10 protein-coding genes are annotated in these 15067 nt (G+C 60.8%); 6 read left to right on the forward strand and 4 right to left on the reverse strand.

The genetic code is table 11. The features are described from left to right. Positions 1 to 7: 7 nt before the first annotated feature. The 3 genes from AUK77_RS06730 to AUK77_RS06740 all read left to right on the forward strand — a co-directional run bounded on the left by AUK77_RS06730 (position 8) and on the right by AUK77_RS06740 (position 3624). Positions 8 to 343 carry a DUF5629 family protein gene (locus tag AUK77_RS06730; protein WP_296127453.1) on the forward strand — a complete coding sequence of 112 codons (336 nt, stop codon included), beginning with the start codon at positions 8 to 10 and terminating at the stop codon, positions 341 to 343. Positions 344 to 361: 18 nt separating this feature from the next. After that, the gene (locus AUK77_RS06735) at positions 362 to 973 is read left to right on the forward strand and encodes a class I SAM-dependent methyltransferase (protein ID WP_296127455.1); all 612 of its coding nucleotides are present in this window, start codon (positions 362 to 364) and stop codon (positions 971 to 973) included. A 77-nt stretch (positions 974 to 1050) separates the two neighbouring features. Next, the gene (locus AUK77_RS06740) at positions 1051 to 3624 is read left to right on the forward strand and encodes an EAL domain-containing protein (RefSeq protein ID WP_296127458.1); all 2574 of its coding nucleotides are present in this window, start codon (positions 1051 to 1053) and stop codon (positions 3622 to 3624) included. Between the two features lie 24 nt (positions 3625 to 3648). Here AUK77_RS06740 and AUK77_RS06745 read toward each other — a convergent pair whose 3' ends face one another. The 4 genes from AUK77_RS06745 to AUK77_RS06760 form a co-directional block, all read right to left on the reverse strand. Continuing rightward, a complete protein-coding gene (locus tag AUK77_RS06745; protein ID WP_296127459.1) occupies positions 3649 to 5475 on the reverse strand; it encodes an FAD/NAD(P)-binding protein in 1827 nt (608 codons plus the stop codon). Positions 5476 to 5591: 116 nt separating this feature from the next. Beyond that, positions 5592 to 8240, reverse strand: coding sequence for an EAL domain-containing protein (locus tag AUK77_RS06750; protein ID WP_296127461.1), 2649 nt, complete (start codon positions 8238 to 8240; stop codon positions 5592 to 5594). A 101-nt stretch (positions 8241 to 8341) separates the two neighbouring features. Then, on the reverse strand, positions 8342 to 8968 hold the full coding sequence (locus AUK77_RS06755) for a response regulator transcription factor (protein WP_296127480.1): 627 nt from the start codon (positions 8966 to 8968) through the stop codon (positions 8342 to 8344). 87 nt (positions 8969 to 9055) lie between these two features. Further along, positions 9056 to 11341, reverse strand: a complete 2286-nt coding sequence (locus tag AUK77_RS06760; RefSeq protein ID WP_296127463.1) for a PAS domain S-box protein — start codon at positions 11339 to 11341, stop codon at positions 9056 to 9058. Positions 11342 to 11575: 234 nt separating this feature from the next. Between AUK77_RS06760 and AUK77_RS06765 the strand changes: the two genes are divergently transcribed. From AUK77_RS06765 to actP, 3 genes are all read left to right on the forward strand, one after another. Beyond that, positions 11576 to 13198, forward strand: coding sequence for an acyl-CoA synthetase (locus AUK77_RS06765; RefSeq protein ID WP_296127465.1), 1623 nt, complete (start codon positions 11576 to 11578; stop codon positions 13196 to 13198). 120 nt (positions 13199 to 13318) lie between these two features. Continuing rightward, entirely contained in the window at positions 13319 to 13639 is a 321-nt protein-coding gene (locus AUK77_RS06770) for a DUF485 domain-containing protein (protein ID WP_296127467.1), read from the forward strand. Beyond that, on the forward strand, positions 13636 to 15067 hold a 1432-nt coding region (gene actP / locus AUK77_RS06775; RefSeq protein ID WP_296127469.1), incomplete at its 3' end, for a cation/acetate symporter ActP. The genes AUK77_RS06770 and actP, both read left to right, overlap by 4 nt.

The raw sequence follows: 15067 nt of genomic DNA on the forward strand, positions 1-15067 counted from the left end.
CCGTCCCATGAGTATTCCGCACGACCTGATCAGCGCCCTGAGCGCCGCCGACATGCTGGAAATCGATGACCTGCATGCCTGGCAATTTCACCTCGACAGCGAACAACTGGCGCAGCACCACGCCGGCCAGGCCGTCGTCACCGACACGCCCGTGCTCAGCATCGAATGCATGGATGGCCGCGCCCTGCGCAAATGGCATTTCGCACTAGCACAGGTACTGGCCGCGCGCTTTGACGGCGAAGCCGATGCCTGGATCATCACTGGCAGTGGCGACCCACACCGGCTCAAGTGCTTCGCCGCCGTCACGGGTGATAACAGTGACCTGCCAGACGACGCCGAGTAATAAAGCCGAGGGCTACCCGTGAATCTCTACGACCGCTACCTGCTCCCTCACCTGATCGACCTCGCCTGCGGCATGGGTGCGGTGATGAAGTCCCGCTCGCAGGTGGTGCCCCAAGCCCATGGTCGGGTGCTGGAAATCGGCATTGGCAGCGGCCTCAACCTGGCGTTTTACGACGCCAGCAAAGTCAGCACGATTGTTGGCGTCGACCCCAGTGCCGACATGCAGAAGCTGGCCAAGCAGCGCGCAGCCGCCATCCGCATCCCGGTGCAGATGATTGCCCTCGAACTGGGACAAATTCAGGCTGAGGACGGCAGCTTCGACAGCATTGTCTGCACCTTCACCCTGTGCACCATCCCTGATGCCGTGGCCGCACTGCGCGAGATGCGCCGTGTGCTCAAACCCGGTGGCCGCCTGTTGTTCTGCGAACACGGCATGGCCCCCGAGTTGCCCGTACTACGCTGGCAAAACCGCCTGACCCCGCTGTGGAAGCCGCTGGCCGGCGGTTGCCACCTTAATCGCGACATCAAGGCGTTGATTGAGGCCGGTGGTTTTCAGATCGGCGAGTTGAGCAACCACTACCTCAAGGGCCCCAAACCTATGACCTACATTTATCAGGGCTGGGCCAACTGAGGCGCTGATGTTCCTGCGTTTGTCGTAATTACTGACTACTGTTAGGCGTGCAAACCCGCACCGACGCCGGTCTTCGCATGAATTGCTCAGGTTTACGCCGTTTTTCCCTACTGATGCTGCTGACGGGCTGGCTGCTGTGCCTGCCCGTCAGCAGCATGGCACGCGAGGTGCGCGTCGGCGTCTATGCCAATGAGCCGAAGCTGTTTCTCGACCAGGACGGCAAACTCTCCGGCATTTTTGGTGAACTACTCAGCGAAATCGCCCGCCAGGAAGACTGGCAACTGACGCCCGCCCCCTGCGACTGGCAAGCCTGCCTGAGCCGGGTGCAAAACGGCGAAATCGACTTATTACCCGATGTCGCATTCAGCGAAAGTCGAGCTCAGGTGCTGGATTTTCACCAAGTACCGGCACTGTTCAGTTGGTCGCAGGTTTACGCGAGCAAGCACCTCAACCTAGCGTCCGTACTGGATCTGGCCGGGCTGCGCATCGCCGTGCTGCAAGGCTCGGTGCAAGAGCAATACCTGCGCGAGTTGCTGAGCAGTTTTGGTCTCAATGCCCAGCTAATTGGCGTGACCAGTCTGGCCCAAGGGTTTGAACAAGTAGCGGCAGGCGAAGCCGACGCTGCGGTGGCCAACCTGCACTTTGGCGACTACCAGGCAACGCGCTACCGCTTGCAGCGCAGTTCGATCATGTTCCAGCCGGCGCAGTTGTTTTTCGCCACGCGCAAGGGGCATAACGCCGACCTGCTCGCCGCTATTGATCAAAATCTGCAAAGCTGGCAACGCACGCCGGCATCCCTCTACTACGAAACCTTGCAGCACTGGGGCGCAGATAAGCCGCGCGTACTCATCCCAGCAGCCGTGTGGTGGAGCCTGGGCATTTTGAGCGTGCTACTGCTCGGCGCACTGGGCGGTGCATTCGTGCTGCGCCGCCAGGTGCATCGCAAAACTCGCCACCTACTGGCCAGCGAGCAACGCCTGAACACCATCCTCGACAGCGTTGAGGCCTACATCTACATCAAGGACACGCAACTGCGTTATCAATACGCCAACCGCAAAGTCTGCGAGCTGTTCGGGCAACCGCTGGCGCAGGTTATTGGCAAAACCGACGATCAATTTTTCGACCTGGACACCGCCACCAACCTCAATGAAAACGACCGCCGCGTACTCAAGCTCGGTGAGCGGGTGGAAAGTGAGGAATGCAACCGCAGCCTCGACGGCGAAAGCCAATACACCTTTCTGTCGGTCAAGCTGCCGTTGCGCGACAGCCGGGGCCAGGTCTACGCCCTGTGCGGCATTTCTACCGACATCAGCGAGCATAAAAAGAACCTGGAACGCATCAATCAGCTGGCTTTCTACGACCCGCTGACCGGGCTGCCCAACCGGCGCATGCTGCTCGACCGCCTGCGCCAGGCACTGGCCAAGCATGCCCGTGGTCTGCAACAGGGCGCGCTGCTGTTTATTGATCTGGATAACTTCAAAGACCTCAACGACACCCTCGGCCATGACACCGGCGACCAATTACTGCAGCAGGTGGCCAAGCGCCTGAGCGAACACGTGCGCACCCAGGACACCTTGGCGCGCCTGGGCGGTGATGAGTTTGTGCTGATGCTTGAAGGCCTGAGCCAGATCCCGGCGCAGGCGCTGAACCAGGTCGAATACGTAGGAAAGAAACTGGTGAGCGCCTTGGCTGCACCCTACCCGCTGGATAAAACCGACTACGTCAGCACGGCCAGCGTCGGCATTGCCCTGTTCCCCGACGATCGCAGCTCGGTTGAAGAAGTGCTCAAGCGCGCCGACCTGGCCATGTATCAGGCCAAGGCTGCAGGGCGCAATGCCATGCGCTTCTTCGACCCGCAAATGCAGGCTGATGTGACGGCACGCGCCTCCCTGGAGAATGATCTGCGACAAAGCCTGGTGCAGGAGCAATTCGTGCTGCACTACCAGGCGCAAGTCGATGCCCAGCGCCAGCTGATCGGGGCAGAAGCATTGGTGCGCTGGCAGCACCCCACGCGCGGCCTGATCGAGCCAGCCGACTTTATCGCTGTGGCCGAAAGCACCGGATTGATCCTGCCACTCGGCCGGCTGATTTTGCGCCGTGCTTGCGAGCAACTGGCTGCCTGGGCCGAGCATCCGCACTTGCGCAACCTGACCCTGGCGGTGAATGTCAGCGCCAAGCAATTCCACCATCCGGACTTTCTCAGCGACGTGAACACAGCCCTGGTTGCCAGCGGTGCCAACCCACATCGACTGGAACTGGAACTGACCGAAAGCCAGTTGGTGGAGAACGTGGACAGCCTGATCCAAAAAATGGAACAGCTCAGGGCGCAAGGCGTGAAACTGGCGCTGGACGACTTCGGCGCAGGCTACTCATCACTCATCTGCCTCAAGCGCTTACCGCTGGATCACCTGAAAATTGATCAGGTCTTTATCCACGACCTGCAAGAACAGCAGAGCAATGCGGCCATTGTGCGCACCATCCTGACGCTGGGCCTAAACCTGCAGTTGCACGTCACCGCCGAAGGTGTAGAAACCCACGAACAATTCGACAACCTCAAACGCATGGGCTGTCATCGCTTTCAAGGCTACCTGTTTGCCCAGCCGGGCAGCGCCGCCGACCTAGCGCAGGCCTTTGCCCGGCCCGCGCGTTAGGCAATTGTCGGATGCCACACGGCGCTACTGCGCAACAACCTCGCTCAGCTCATTAAACGCACGCCAGGCCTGATCCACGGCCGCGTGCAGGTAAGGGTCCCAACCAGCATCGGAGTTGGCGATGGCCACCGCACCCAAGGGCTGACGCGCCCGCTGCATCACCGCCGCACCACCGTCCGGGCCATCGAACAAGGGATTGCTGTAGTAGGAATAGCCATGCGGCCAGCGGTTGACCGTGATCGCCAGCACATCGCGCTGATGATCGAAACCACCGCCACCGAGTACGCGCTGCAACTGATCACGGATTTGCGCTTCGTAGTGGGCAAAGGTGCTGGTATAGATCTGCATGCGCGCGGCCCGCGCCTGTGTGCGCAGGTCCGGGCCAACACCTGAGGCATGCGGCACATGCACCAGATGCAGGCACATGGGCTGTTCAGGATCATTCGGCGCCTGATAACCGCCCAGATCCACCGGGTAATCCAGCTTCATCAGGCTGAAGGGCATGCCCGGCGCGTACACCTCCTGCATGCCCAGTTCGGCCCAACTCTGCCAATTACGAATCACCACGTTGGCGTAGACCATGGGCAGTTTGACGTTCTGCGCCAACGCCTGCGCCTGAGGGGCCGGCAGGTCGCGCAGAATGTAAGGGATGAGCATGTTGTAGCAGGCCAGCACCGACTGCCGGGCGCGCACCCGGTAAAGCTGCCCCGCTTGGCTGTAGCCGATGTCCACGCCGCCCTCACGGTTGCGCACACTGACGACGGTGCTCGACAGGCGCAGGCGCACACGGTGCTCGGGGCGGTCCAAACGGCTGTAATCGAAGGCGGCCAGCACCACATCGTCCATGCCCTGCCCGGCGGCCACCGCCGGGATCAGGTCACGCACCAGCAGGCGGGCGACACCGGCATTGCCATCGGGGAAATGGTAGATGTACGGCTCTTCTTCGCTGTCATCCTCCTCCAGGCCCAGGCCGGCAAAGCCCGGATAGCCGGCATAACGCGCGTAACTGGCCGGGAGAAAGTCGATGCGGTAGCCGTATTCGTCGCTGGAACGCTGCTGAAAGTAGGCGATGGCCTTGTCCGAAAGGCCGACATGACGCTTGAGATACGCCTGGTAACTCAAACTGTCGAGGTAGGCCTCGCGTTCATCGAGCGGCAGCGCCTGCAGGTAATTCTGCTCACCCGCATACAGCGCCAGCAGGGCGGCGCGGTCGCTTTCAGGCAACGGGAACTGGCCAATAAAACCGGCCCAGTCGGGTTCTTCAGCACCGTCTGCATCCGGCTCGCCGACGACCAACCGGTCTTCGCCAAAAGTCTGCTGATCGAAAAACACCGCACTGTCCAACTCGTCATACAGGCGATGCTGAAAGGCCTGATGAAAGCGCTCCAGCTTGATCTCCAGCGCCGTCAGCAAGTGCTGCACCTCGGCGCTGAAATTGGCCTTGGGCGAGTCCAGCGATTCGCTGCCGCCATAGCCCAGCAGTAAACGACCGCCCACACGAAACTCGTTGCGTTTGGCATGGCCACCGAAGTCGTCGTGATTATCCAGCAGCAGAATGCGCGCCTGCGGGTGGCGTTCACGGTAAAACCAGGCAGCCGCCAAGCCGCTGATGCCGGCACCCACCACGACCAGGTCATAGTCTTCATGCTGGGGCAGGTGATCGGTGGCGAACACCTTGCGCTCCCAGCCCAGTTGATGCGCCACCTCAAAGCTGCCTACATGGCTGCCGCGCAAGCCCGTCAAGGCCGGCGGATTCACGCGCGACTCGGCGCGCAGAAAGCGCCACGGCACCAGGCCGGCGGCAATCGTCAGCGCTGCCCCGTTGAGAAAATCTCGTCGTTTAATGCTCATAACGCCTCACTGAAAGTCGCCGCTCAGGCCTCTGAACATTGACCGGTATTCGCTACAACGCTGAGCCATCAGGCATGGGTAGGCATGATTCGATTGAGCCAGTTCCGCCCGGCACGTCAGTCCGTACGCCGGGCGTCTGCGGGCTGCACATGCCATTGCTTTGATTCAAAAGCCGCCACCGCCACCGGCTGGCTAAACAGGTAGCCCTGAAAGAACTGGCAACCGTTGTCGCGCAGCACATCCCACTGCGCCTGGGTTTCCACGCCTTCAGCGATGACCTCCAACCCGAGGCTTTGCGCCAGCGCCAGAATGGCGCGCACGATGGCTAGGCTGCTGCTTTCGGGCAGTTCGCGGACAAACGACTGATCGATTTTAAGCTGATTGAGCGGCAGCTGTTGCAGGTAGGCCATGGAGGAGTAGCCCGTACCAAAATCATCAATCGAGAAGCGAATGCCGAGGGCCTGTAACGCCTGCATGCGCAGAGCAGCTTCGTGCTTGTCGCTGAGCAGCAGTGATTCGGTGATTTCCAGTTTTAATTGGCGAGGGTTGGCCTGAGTCTCGGCCAGAATGCGCTGCACCTGAGCAATAAAATCGTCCGTGTAGAGCAAACGGCTGCTGATGTTTACCGCCAGGCTCAGCCCGGCAAACGCAGGCTGCGCAGCCCAGCGCGCCAGTATCTGGCAGCCTTGCTTGAGGAGGTACAGATCTAGCTCGGCGATCAGCCCGCTGCGCTCGGCAATCTCGATAAACAAGGCCGGGCCCAGCAAACCCCGCTGCGGATGCAGCCAACGCACCAACGCTTCCGCACCTTGCAACTCACCCAGGTGGTTCATTTGTGGCTGCAGATAGAGCACAAATTCACCTTCGGCCAAGCCTCGGCGCATGTCATGTTCCAACTGCAAACGCTGACTGACCATTTCCTGCATCAACGGGTCATAAAAACTCAGGGCATTCTTGCCAGCGGACTTGGTGCTGTACATCGACAAATCGGCGCGCTGCATCAACTCATCCACGTTATGCGTTTCATCGTTGAACAGCACCACGCCGAGGCTGGCGCTGTTAAACAGGCGGTGCTCGCCGACCAGATAAGGCTCACGCAGGGCCAGCATAAGCTTGCTGCCGATGTGTTCAACTTGGGTGCCGGCATCTTCGGGATTGGCTTCGAGCCCTTCGAGCATGATGACAAACTCATCCCCACCCAAACGCGCCACGGTATCCAGTTCACGCAAGGTGTTCTTCAAGCGCTGCGCCACCTGACACAGCAACTCATCACCCGTTTGATGTCCATAAAGGTCGTTAACATTTTTGAAGTCGTCCAGATCAAGGAAGATCAGCGCGCTGAAGTGCCCATTGCGCCGGCTCAAAGCCGCAGCCTGTTGCAGACGGTCGCGCAGCAAGCGGCGATTGGGCAGCCCGGTCAGCGGGTCATAAAACGCCAAATGCTGGATTTTCTCTTCGGCGTCCTTGCGCTCGCTGATATCGGTCAGTGAGGCAACATAGTTGGTCACCAATCCCGCTTTATCGCGCACAACGCTGATCGACAGCCATTCAGGAAAGGTTTCACCGCTTTTGCGGCGGTTCCAGATTTCCCCTTTCCAGTGATCCATTTCACTGAGGGTTTGCCACATCTGCTGGTAGAACTCGGGGGACTGTCGCCCCGAACCCAACATGCGGGTTGGCTGGCCAATCACGTCCTGCGGCACATAACCGCTGATGTCGGTAAAGGCGCGGTTAACCTTGATCATGCGCGTCTGCGCATCGGTGATTATCATGCCCTGCTGCGACTCGAAGGCGATGGCGGCAATACGCTGCTCACGCTCCATTTCCACACGTTCGGTAATGTCACGCGCCATAAACACCACGGCCCGCTTGCCATTGACCTTGGCATCCATACGCCGCGCGCGGGCCTCAAACATGCGTTGCCCGGCCGGGGTTTGCAGCTCGTACTCCAGCGTCTGCGGCTGCTCACTGTCCAGCGTATGGGCGATGAAGTCCATAAACATGTCCGCTTGCTGCACGGGCATTACATCGAGCAAGCGCTTGCCCAACAAACCCTGTCCGCCGTCGAGCAAAAGGTCTGTTTTCGGCGACTTGATCCTCAGGTAGCGCCCATCCTCGTCCATCACTAACGACAAATCGGGCACCGCTTCGGTGATCGCGCGCAACTGTGCTTCGCTCTGCAGCAGGGCTTTGCGATCCAACCTCTGGACATGAGCATCTTTGAGCAACAGACCGAGGAACAGGGTGAGCGGCACCATAAGGACAAACACCGCCCAGGCCGCATCCTGCATAAACAGGGCAAACTTTGGCGCAGGCAAGAGGGTGAGATTGAGGACCTGCAACACTTGTATGGCGATGGCAAACAGCAGCAGGTTAGGCAGGTTGAAGGCCAACCGTCCGTGCCGGTACAGGTGCCTGTAGAGCAAGCCCATCAGCACGGGCATCAGCACATTCAGCAGCCCGGGCAGCATGCCGACACCCCCGAGCCAGCCGCGATAAGCGCCGGCAATGGCACCGGCAATCAGCCCCACCTGCGGGCCACCAAAAAAGGCAGCCATGCTCAACACCGCCGTGCGGCCATCGAAGATCAGCCCGTCGGCCAAGGTCATCGGCGCCATCATGCCTAGGATACAAATGCCGCCAAACAAAACACCAGACAAGCCTTTGCCCAGAGGCGAGCGTTCATCAACATAGCGGGTAATCAGGCCGTGGATCCAGCACAGGGCAATCAACAGGATGACGTTATTCAGCAGTTCCAGAACCATACAACTCCCGCCTGTGCAGCGAACGCCAGGTACCTGACGTCACAGTGACTCGTTGATCGTAAGCCCGCACCATGCAGCCGTACTTGGGACTATAGTACAGCCTAGGGCCGCAACTGCAGGGCGTCCACCAAGCCGGCGGCGATGGCCATGCCGACCAACTCGGGCAGGTTGTCGGCTTGCATGCGCTTCATCACCCGCGAGCGGTAGAGGTCGATGGTTTTCACGCTGATGTCCAGTTGCTCGGCAATTTCACGGTTAGTGAAGCCGCGCACCAACGGCAGCAACACATCCCGCTCACGCGGGGTGAGGCTGTCCAGGCGTTGCTGCAAGGCCTGCAAACGCGGGTCGGTTTGCGCGCTGGAAGCTTCCTGATTGAGCGCGTGCTGCACGCTGTCGAGCAGTAACTGTTCGTTGTAGGGCTTTTCAATAAAGTCCACGGCACCGGCGCGGAACGCACGCACCACAATCGGCACATCGGCATGCCCGCTGACAAAAATAATCGGCATCGTGATGCCCTGGCTGCGCATGGCTTCCTGCACATTCAGGCCGCCCATGCCGGGCATGCGCACATCCAGCAGCACACAGCCCTGGCTGTGCTCGTCGCAGGCATCGAGAAAGGCTCGGCCACTGGTGAACGGCAGCGCCGTCAGCCCCACGGACTCCAGCAGCCAGACGGTGGAGTCGAGCATGCCTTGATCGTCATCGACCACGTAAACCCGTTGTTGCATTTGCAGGCTCATGCCCTGCTCCTTTTATTGTCATGCCTTGGTTTGTCACGGCTCAAGCCCCAACACGCAAGTGCTTTTTGTGGCGCTTTAGCCGCGATCAGCACTCTCTGCATCTTCGCCGCGCAACAGCGGCAAGCGGCATTCCAAACACAGGCCACCGTCGGCACCGGGCAAGGCTTCCAGCGCGCCGCCAAACCCCTCGAGGATACTGCGGCTCATCGACAAACCCAGCCCCAAACCTTCGGCCTTGCTGGTGTAGAAGGGGGTGAAGATGTGTTCCAACTCGCCCTGTGCCACGCCCGGCCCCTGATCCCACACTTGCACGCAAAGCTGGCCGGCCTGTTCGCTGGCGCGCAGTTCGATGCGCGACGGCTGGCCCGGATGGGCCTCGCGGTTGGCATCAATCGCATTGCGCAGCAGGTTGAGCAACACTTGTTCGATGAGGATGCGGTCGGCATACACCGGCGGCAGCTGGTCGCTTAACTGCTCGACGATGCTCACCTGCCAGTTGCTTGCCTCCCACTGGCATAAACGCACGGCCTCACGGGCGACGCTGGCGATATCCAGCGCCTGGGTGCGGCGCTGGCCTTTGCGCAAAAAGGCGCGCAGGCGCTTGATCACTTCCGAGGCGTGGTTGGCGTGCTCGGTGATGCGCTCCAGCCCTTGCGCCACCTTGCTGGCCGCGTCGGGGTTAGAGCCCAGTGCTTTGAGGTAACGCTGGCTGGCGCTGGCGTAGTTGACCACCGCCGCCAGCGGCTGATTGATTTCATGGGCAATGCCACTGGCCAACTCGCCCAAGGTGACCAGCCGCGCGGTGTGGGCCAGCTCGTCCTGATGGCGACGCTGTTGGGCTTCGCGCAGTTCGCGCTCGGTCATGTCGCGCGCCACCAGTGAGTAGTAATGCTCGCCATCGCGCCCACGGTGCGCCAGCAGCACCAGTGACACCGGCAAGGGCGCACGCGGGCCCAATGGCAGCAGGCGCGCCTCGGCACTCCACACGCCCTGACTGTCGGCTGTATGCCAGCCGCCATTGCGCAAGCGTTGCAGATCGTCCTGGGCGAGCAACTGGTCGAGGGCTGGCAAGGCTTGCTGCTCGTCGATATTCAGGGCGTGACGCGCCGACGGATTGAGGTGCGTGAGTTGCCCGTCCGGATCGATAAACAGCACCAAGTCGGTGTTAGCTTCCACCACTTCAGCGAGGCGGCGCTTGTTCTCTTCGGCCAGCACGCGGGCGGTGATATCGCGCGACACGCTGACCACCTCCACCACCGTGCCGGTGTAAGTTTCGCGAATGGCACGGCTGGCGGTTTCAAACCACAGGTAATGGCCATCGCGGTGGCGGATGCGGTAGGTCATGGTGTGGTAACCATCCAGCTCCAGCGCCTCGCGGGTGCTGTCGACCAGGTGCTGGCGGTCATGCTCATGAAACAGCGCCTGCACCGGGGTGCCGCGCAGGGTTTCCGGCCAGAAGCCGAGCAGCGTCCAGCTCGCGGGCGAGGCATCAAGAAAATGCCCATCGGGGGTGTGCCGGGAGATCAGGTCGGTGGTGTTTTCGGTGATCAGCCGGTACAGCCGACTGGCCTTGAGCGCTTCACGCTCGGTCTGCACCTGCGCGGTGGCGACCCGGCAGCGGGCCAGCACCTGCTGTTCAGCCGGGTCGGGCATAAACAGCCAGATCAGCACCTGTCCGGCGACTTGCGCCTCTACACCGTCAATCGCACGGCCTTGTTGCAGACAGGCGCGCACCAGTTGCGCGGTGTTCACTGGCAACAGATCGGCCACGGCAGGCACGTTATGCGCACTCAGCCACCCGTGCATGGCGGCGTTCAGTTGCAACGGTTTGGCGTCGATGTCCAGCAACAGGCTGGGCTGCGGATCACTGCCCAGCAACAAGCTGCCACGGGCTTGCTGCGGCAGGCTGGCTAGCAGGGCCTGGAGCATGGCGTGCAGCAGATCAAGCCAGTCACTGCCGGCGTGCTCGTGCAGCTCAAGCAGTAGCAGGTCGTGTTGCCCGTCATCCAGCGAAAACGCCAGCGCCTGGCCGTGGCTCAGGCCAGCGCGGCGCACCCGCCCGGCCAGCCAGCACGGCAGTTGGCGCAATTCACTCAGGCTGAGCCGGGGCTGCGCGTGCAAGCGCGTCCACAGCGCCTGATCGCTGGTTTGCAACGGGTCACCAAACCCGGGCGGCAAATGCGGCGCGCGGCCTTCATGGCTGTAGATCGCGGTGCCGGCCTGCCAGCGCAAAAAGTACGCCTGACGCACCTCAGGGCAGGCCTGCAAGGCGCGCAACAACGCATCGGCACGCACGACCAAAGGCAGGCTTTCACGCTGCATGCACAGCCAGCTGTGCAGCTGCACAGAGATTTCATTCATCCGGGTTTGTGTTCCTTGCAGCCAGTGGCGGCGAGCATCCACTCAAAGCACAAGCAATTGCAAAGCGACCAAGGGCTAATAGGTCGCGCCAGGTATAGTAAAGATACTATACAACCATGGTTTAACTTCCATATAAAACACGAGATCTATATAAATACACCCAGAACAATACCGGGCCGCCGCTAAGACTAACTGCTGCATGGCCCGAGCATCCAACCTGCTGTGGGTATTCGCATGTCGATCTACGAACAGGGCCTTGAGCCCGCTGCCGTCAACCATATCGCCCTCTCGCCCCTGAGCTTTATCGAGCGTACCGCCAGCGTGTACCCGCACTACCCGGCGGTGGTGCACGGCTCGATTCGTCGCACCTGGCGCGAAACCTACGCCCGCTGCCGGCGCTTGGCTTCAGCGCTGGCCGGTCGTGGCATTGGCAAAGGCGACACGGTGGCGGTGATGCTGCCGAACATTCCGCAGATGCTCGAAGCGCATTTCGGCGTGCCGATGATTGGCGCGGTGCTCAACCCGCTCAACGTGCGCCTGGATGCCGAAGCCATCGCATTCATGCTGCAACACGGCGAAGCCAAGGTGCTGATCACCGACCGCGAGTTCCATGAAGTGATCCACGCCGCCGTCGGCATGCTCGACCACCCGCCGCTGGTGATCGATGTGGACGACCCGGAATACGGCGAAGGCCAGGCCGTCAGCGACCTCGATTACGAAGCCTTCCTCGCCGAAGGTGACCCGCAGTTTGCCTGGCAGTGGCCGGATGACGAGTGGCAGGCGATCAGCCTCAACTACACCTCCGGCACCACCGGCAACCCCAAGGGCGTGGTGTATCACCACCGTGGTGCCTACCTGAACTCGCTGGGCAACCAGATGACCTGGGCCATGGGCAACCACCCGGTGTACCTGTGGACCCTGCCGATGTTCCATTGCAACGGCTGGTGCTACCCGTGGACCATCACGGCGCTGGCGGGCGTGCATGTGTTCCTGCGCCGCGTTGATCCGGCAAAAATCCTCACGCTGATCCGCGCCGAGCAAGTCACTCACTTGTGCGGTGCGCCGATTGTGCTTAACGCTTTGGTCAACATGCCGGCGGAAGCCAAAGCCGCCATCGATCACCCGGTCAAGGCCATGGTCGCCGGCGCTGCGCCGCCCGCAAAAGTCATCGGCGCGGTCGAGGAAATGGGCATCCACGTCACCCACGTCTACGGCCTCACCGAGGTCTACGGCCCAGTGACCCTGTGCGCCTGGCATGCCGAGTGGGACGCCCTGCCGCTGGATGAGCGCGCAACGATCAAAGCACGCCAAGGCGTGCGCTACCCAACCCTGGAAGGGCTGATGGTGGCCGACCCGAAAAGCCTGGAGCCGACCCCGCGTGATGGCGAAACCATTGGCGAAATCTTTATGCGCGGCAACACGGTGATGAAGGGCTACCTGAAAAACCCCAGCGCCACCGCTGAAGCCTTTGCCGGTGATTGGTTCCACACCGGCGACTTGGCCGTATGCCACCCGGACGGCTACGTGGAAATCCGCGACCGCCTCAAGGACATCATCATCTCCGGTGGCGAGAACATCTCCACCATCGAAGTCGAGGGCGTGCTCTATCGCCACCCGGCGGTGCTCGAAGCCGCCGTAGTCGCCCGCCCGGATGAAAAATGGGGCGAAACGCCCTGCGCCTTCATCACCCTCAAGGCCGACCAGCAAGCCGTAAGCGAGGCGGAGGTGATCAGCTTCTGCCGCGACCATCTGGCGGGCTTCAAGGTGCCGAAGACCGTGGTCTTCACCCAACTGCCGAAAACCAGCACCGGCAAGATTCAGAAGTTTGTCCTGCGCGATATGGCCAAAGCCCTGTAACGCCAGACACAACCCTTGATCTGCTCTTCCGGAAGTGGATCACAGCCAATGCCACGAGACCTGGACTCGTCCACGACAAACAGGTTCGGCCAGGCAACAACAAAAATAAGGAGCCACATTATGACAACGCGCACCAACGCCCAGAGTTGCGACCACATTCGGGCCAACCCCAAATTCCAGCGCCTTGTAAGCAGCCGTTCGCGGCTAGCTTGGTCGCTAACCGCCCTGGTGCTTAGTAGCTACTACATATTCATGCTGGCGGTGGCCTTCGCCCCGAAATGGCTACATGCACCACTGGTGGAGGGCGGCCATTTGACCGTCGGCATCCCAGTCGCTGCAGCCGTCATCGTGCTGTCCTGGCTGCTCACGGGCTGGTACGTACACCGTGCCAATACTCGCTTCGATATTCTGGGTGCAGAACTGCTGGAGGAGCTGAAATGAGCCGTCGCCTCAGCCTCCTGAGCCTCTTCAGCTCCAGCAGCCTGCTGCTAATGCCCAGCGCCGCGTTTGCCGCGCCGATCGTCGCGGAAAAACAACCCATCAACCTGCACGCCATTGCCATGTTCTTCGTCTTCGTAATGGGCACACTGGCCATCACATGGTGGGCTGCACGGCAAACCAAGTCCGCTTCGGACTTCTACACCGCCGGCGGTGGTATCACTGGTTTCCAAAACGGCTTGGCAATAGCCGGCGATTACATGTCGGCCGCGACCCTTCTGGGTCTTTCCAGCCTAGTATTCGCCAAAGGCTATGACGGCTTTGTATACACCGTGGCGTTCTTTGTCGGCTGGCCGGTGATTACCTTTCTGATGGCAGAGCGCCTTCGCAACCTTGGGCGCTACACCTTTGCGGACATCGTGTCCTACCGCCTCGACCAAACCAAGATTCGCACCTTCGCGGCGCTGGGCTCACTAACAGTCGTGTGCTGCTACTTGGTGGTGCAGATGGTCGGCGCCGGACAGCTGATCAAGTTGCTGTTTGGCCTCGACTACTCCACGGCAGTGATGGTGGTCGGTGCCCTCATGCTGGTGTATGTGATATTCGGCGGCATGATAGCCACCACATGGGTGCAGATCATCAAGGCCGTGCTGTTGCTCGCGGGCGGCACTACCCTAGCCATGTTGGCCATGGCCGAGTTCGGCTTCAGCTTAGAAACCCTGGCTAGCCGAGCCGTCGAAGCACACGCTGGTGGCTGGAATATAATGGGCCCCGGCTCAATGCTCGCCGACCCTATCAACGCAGCGTCTCTATCACTAGGACTGGTGTTCGGCATCGCAGGCCTGCCGCACATACTGATGCGTTTCTTCACAGTGCCCAATGCCAAGGAAGCGCGCAAATCAGTGTTCTATGCCACTGGCTTTATCGGTTTCTTCTTCCTAGTAGTGATCATCCTCGGCTACACCTCCATTGTCATTGTGGGTACCGACCCGCAGTTTTTCGTCGGCGGTGATACCAAAGGAGCCCTGATCGGCGGTGGCAACATGGTCGCTATGCACCTGGCCAAAGCCGTGGGCGGCAACCTGTTCCTCGGTTTCCTCTCGGCCGTGGCCTTCGCGACCATCCTTGCTGTGGTCTCGGGCCTAGCACTGGCTGGCGCCTCGGCGATTTCCCACGATCTCTACGCCACTGTATGGAAGAAAGGCAGCGCCAGCGAGAAAGACGAGATGCGTGTAACTCGCATCGCCACCGTTGGCCTGGGCATCATCGCCATCGGCCTGGGCATATTGTTTGAGCAGCAGAACGTCGCCTTCCTAGTCGGCCTGACATTCGGCATCGCCGCCTCGACTAACTTCCCGGTTCTGATAATGGCAATGTACTGGAAGGATCTGACCACTAATGGCGCCCTAGCCGGCGGTTTCGTCGGCCTAG

The sequence above is a fragment of the Pseudomonas sp. Ga0074129 genome, assembly GCA_001465025.1.
Lineage (GTDB): Bacteria > Pseudomonadota > Gammaproteobacteria > Pseudomonadales > Pseudomonadaceae > Aquipseudomonas.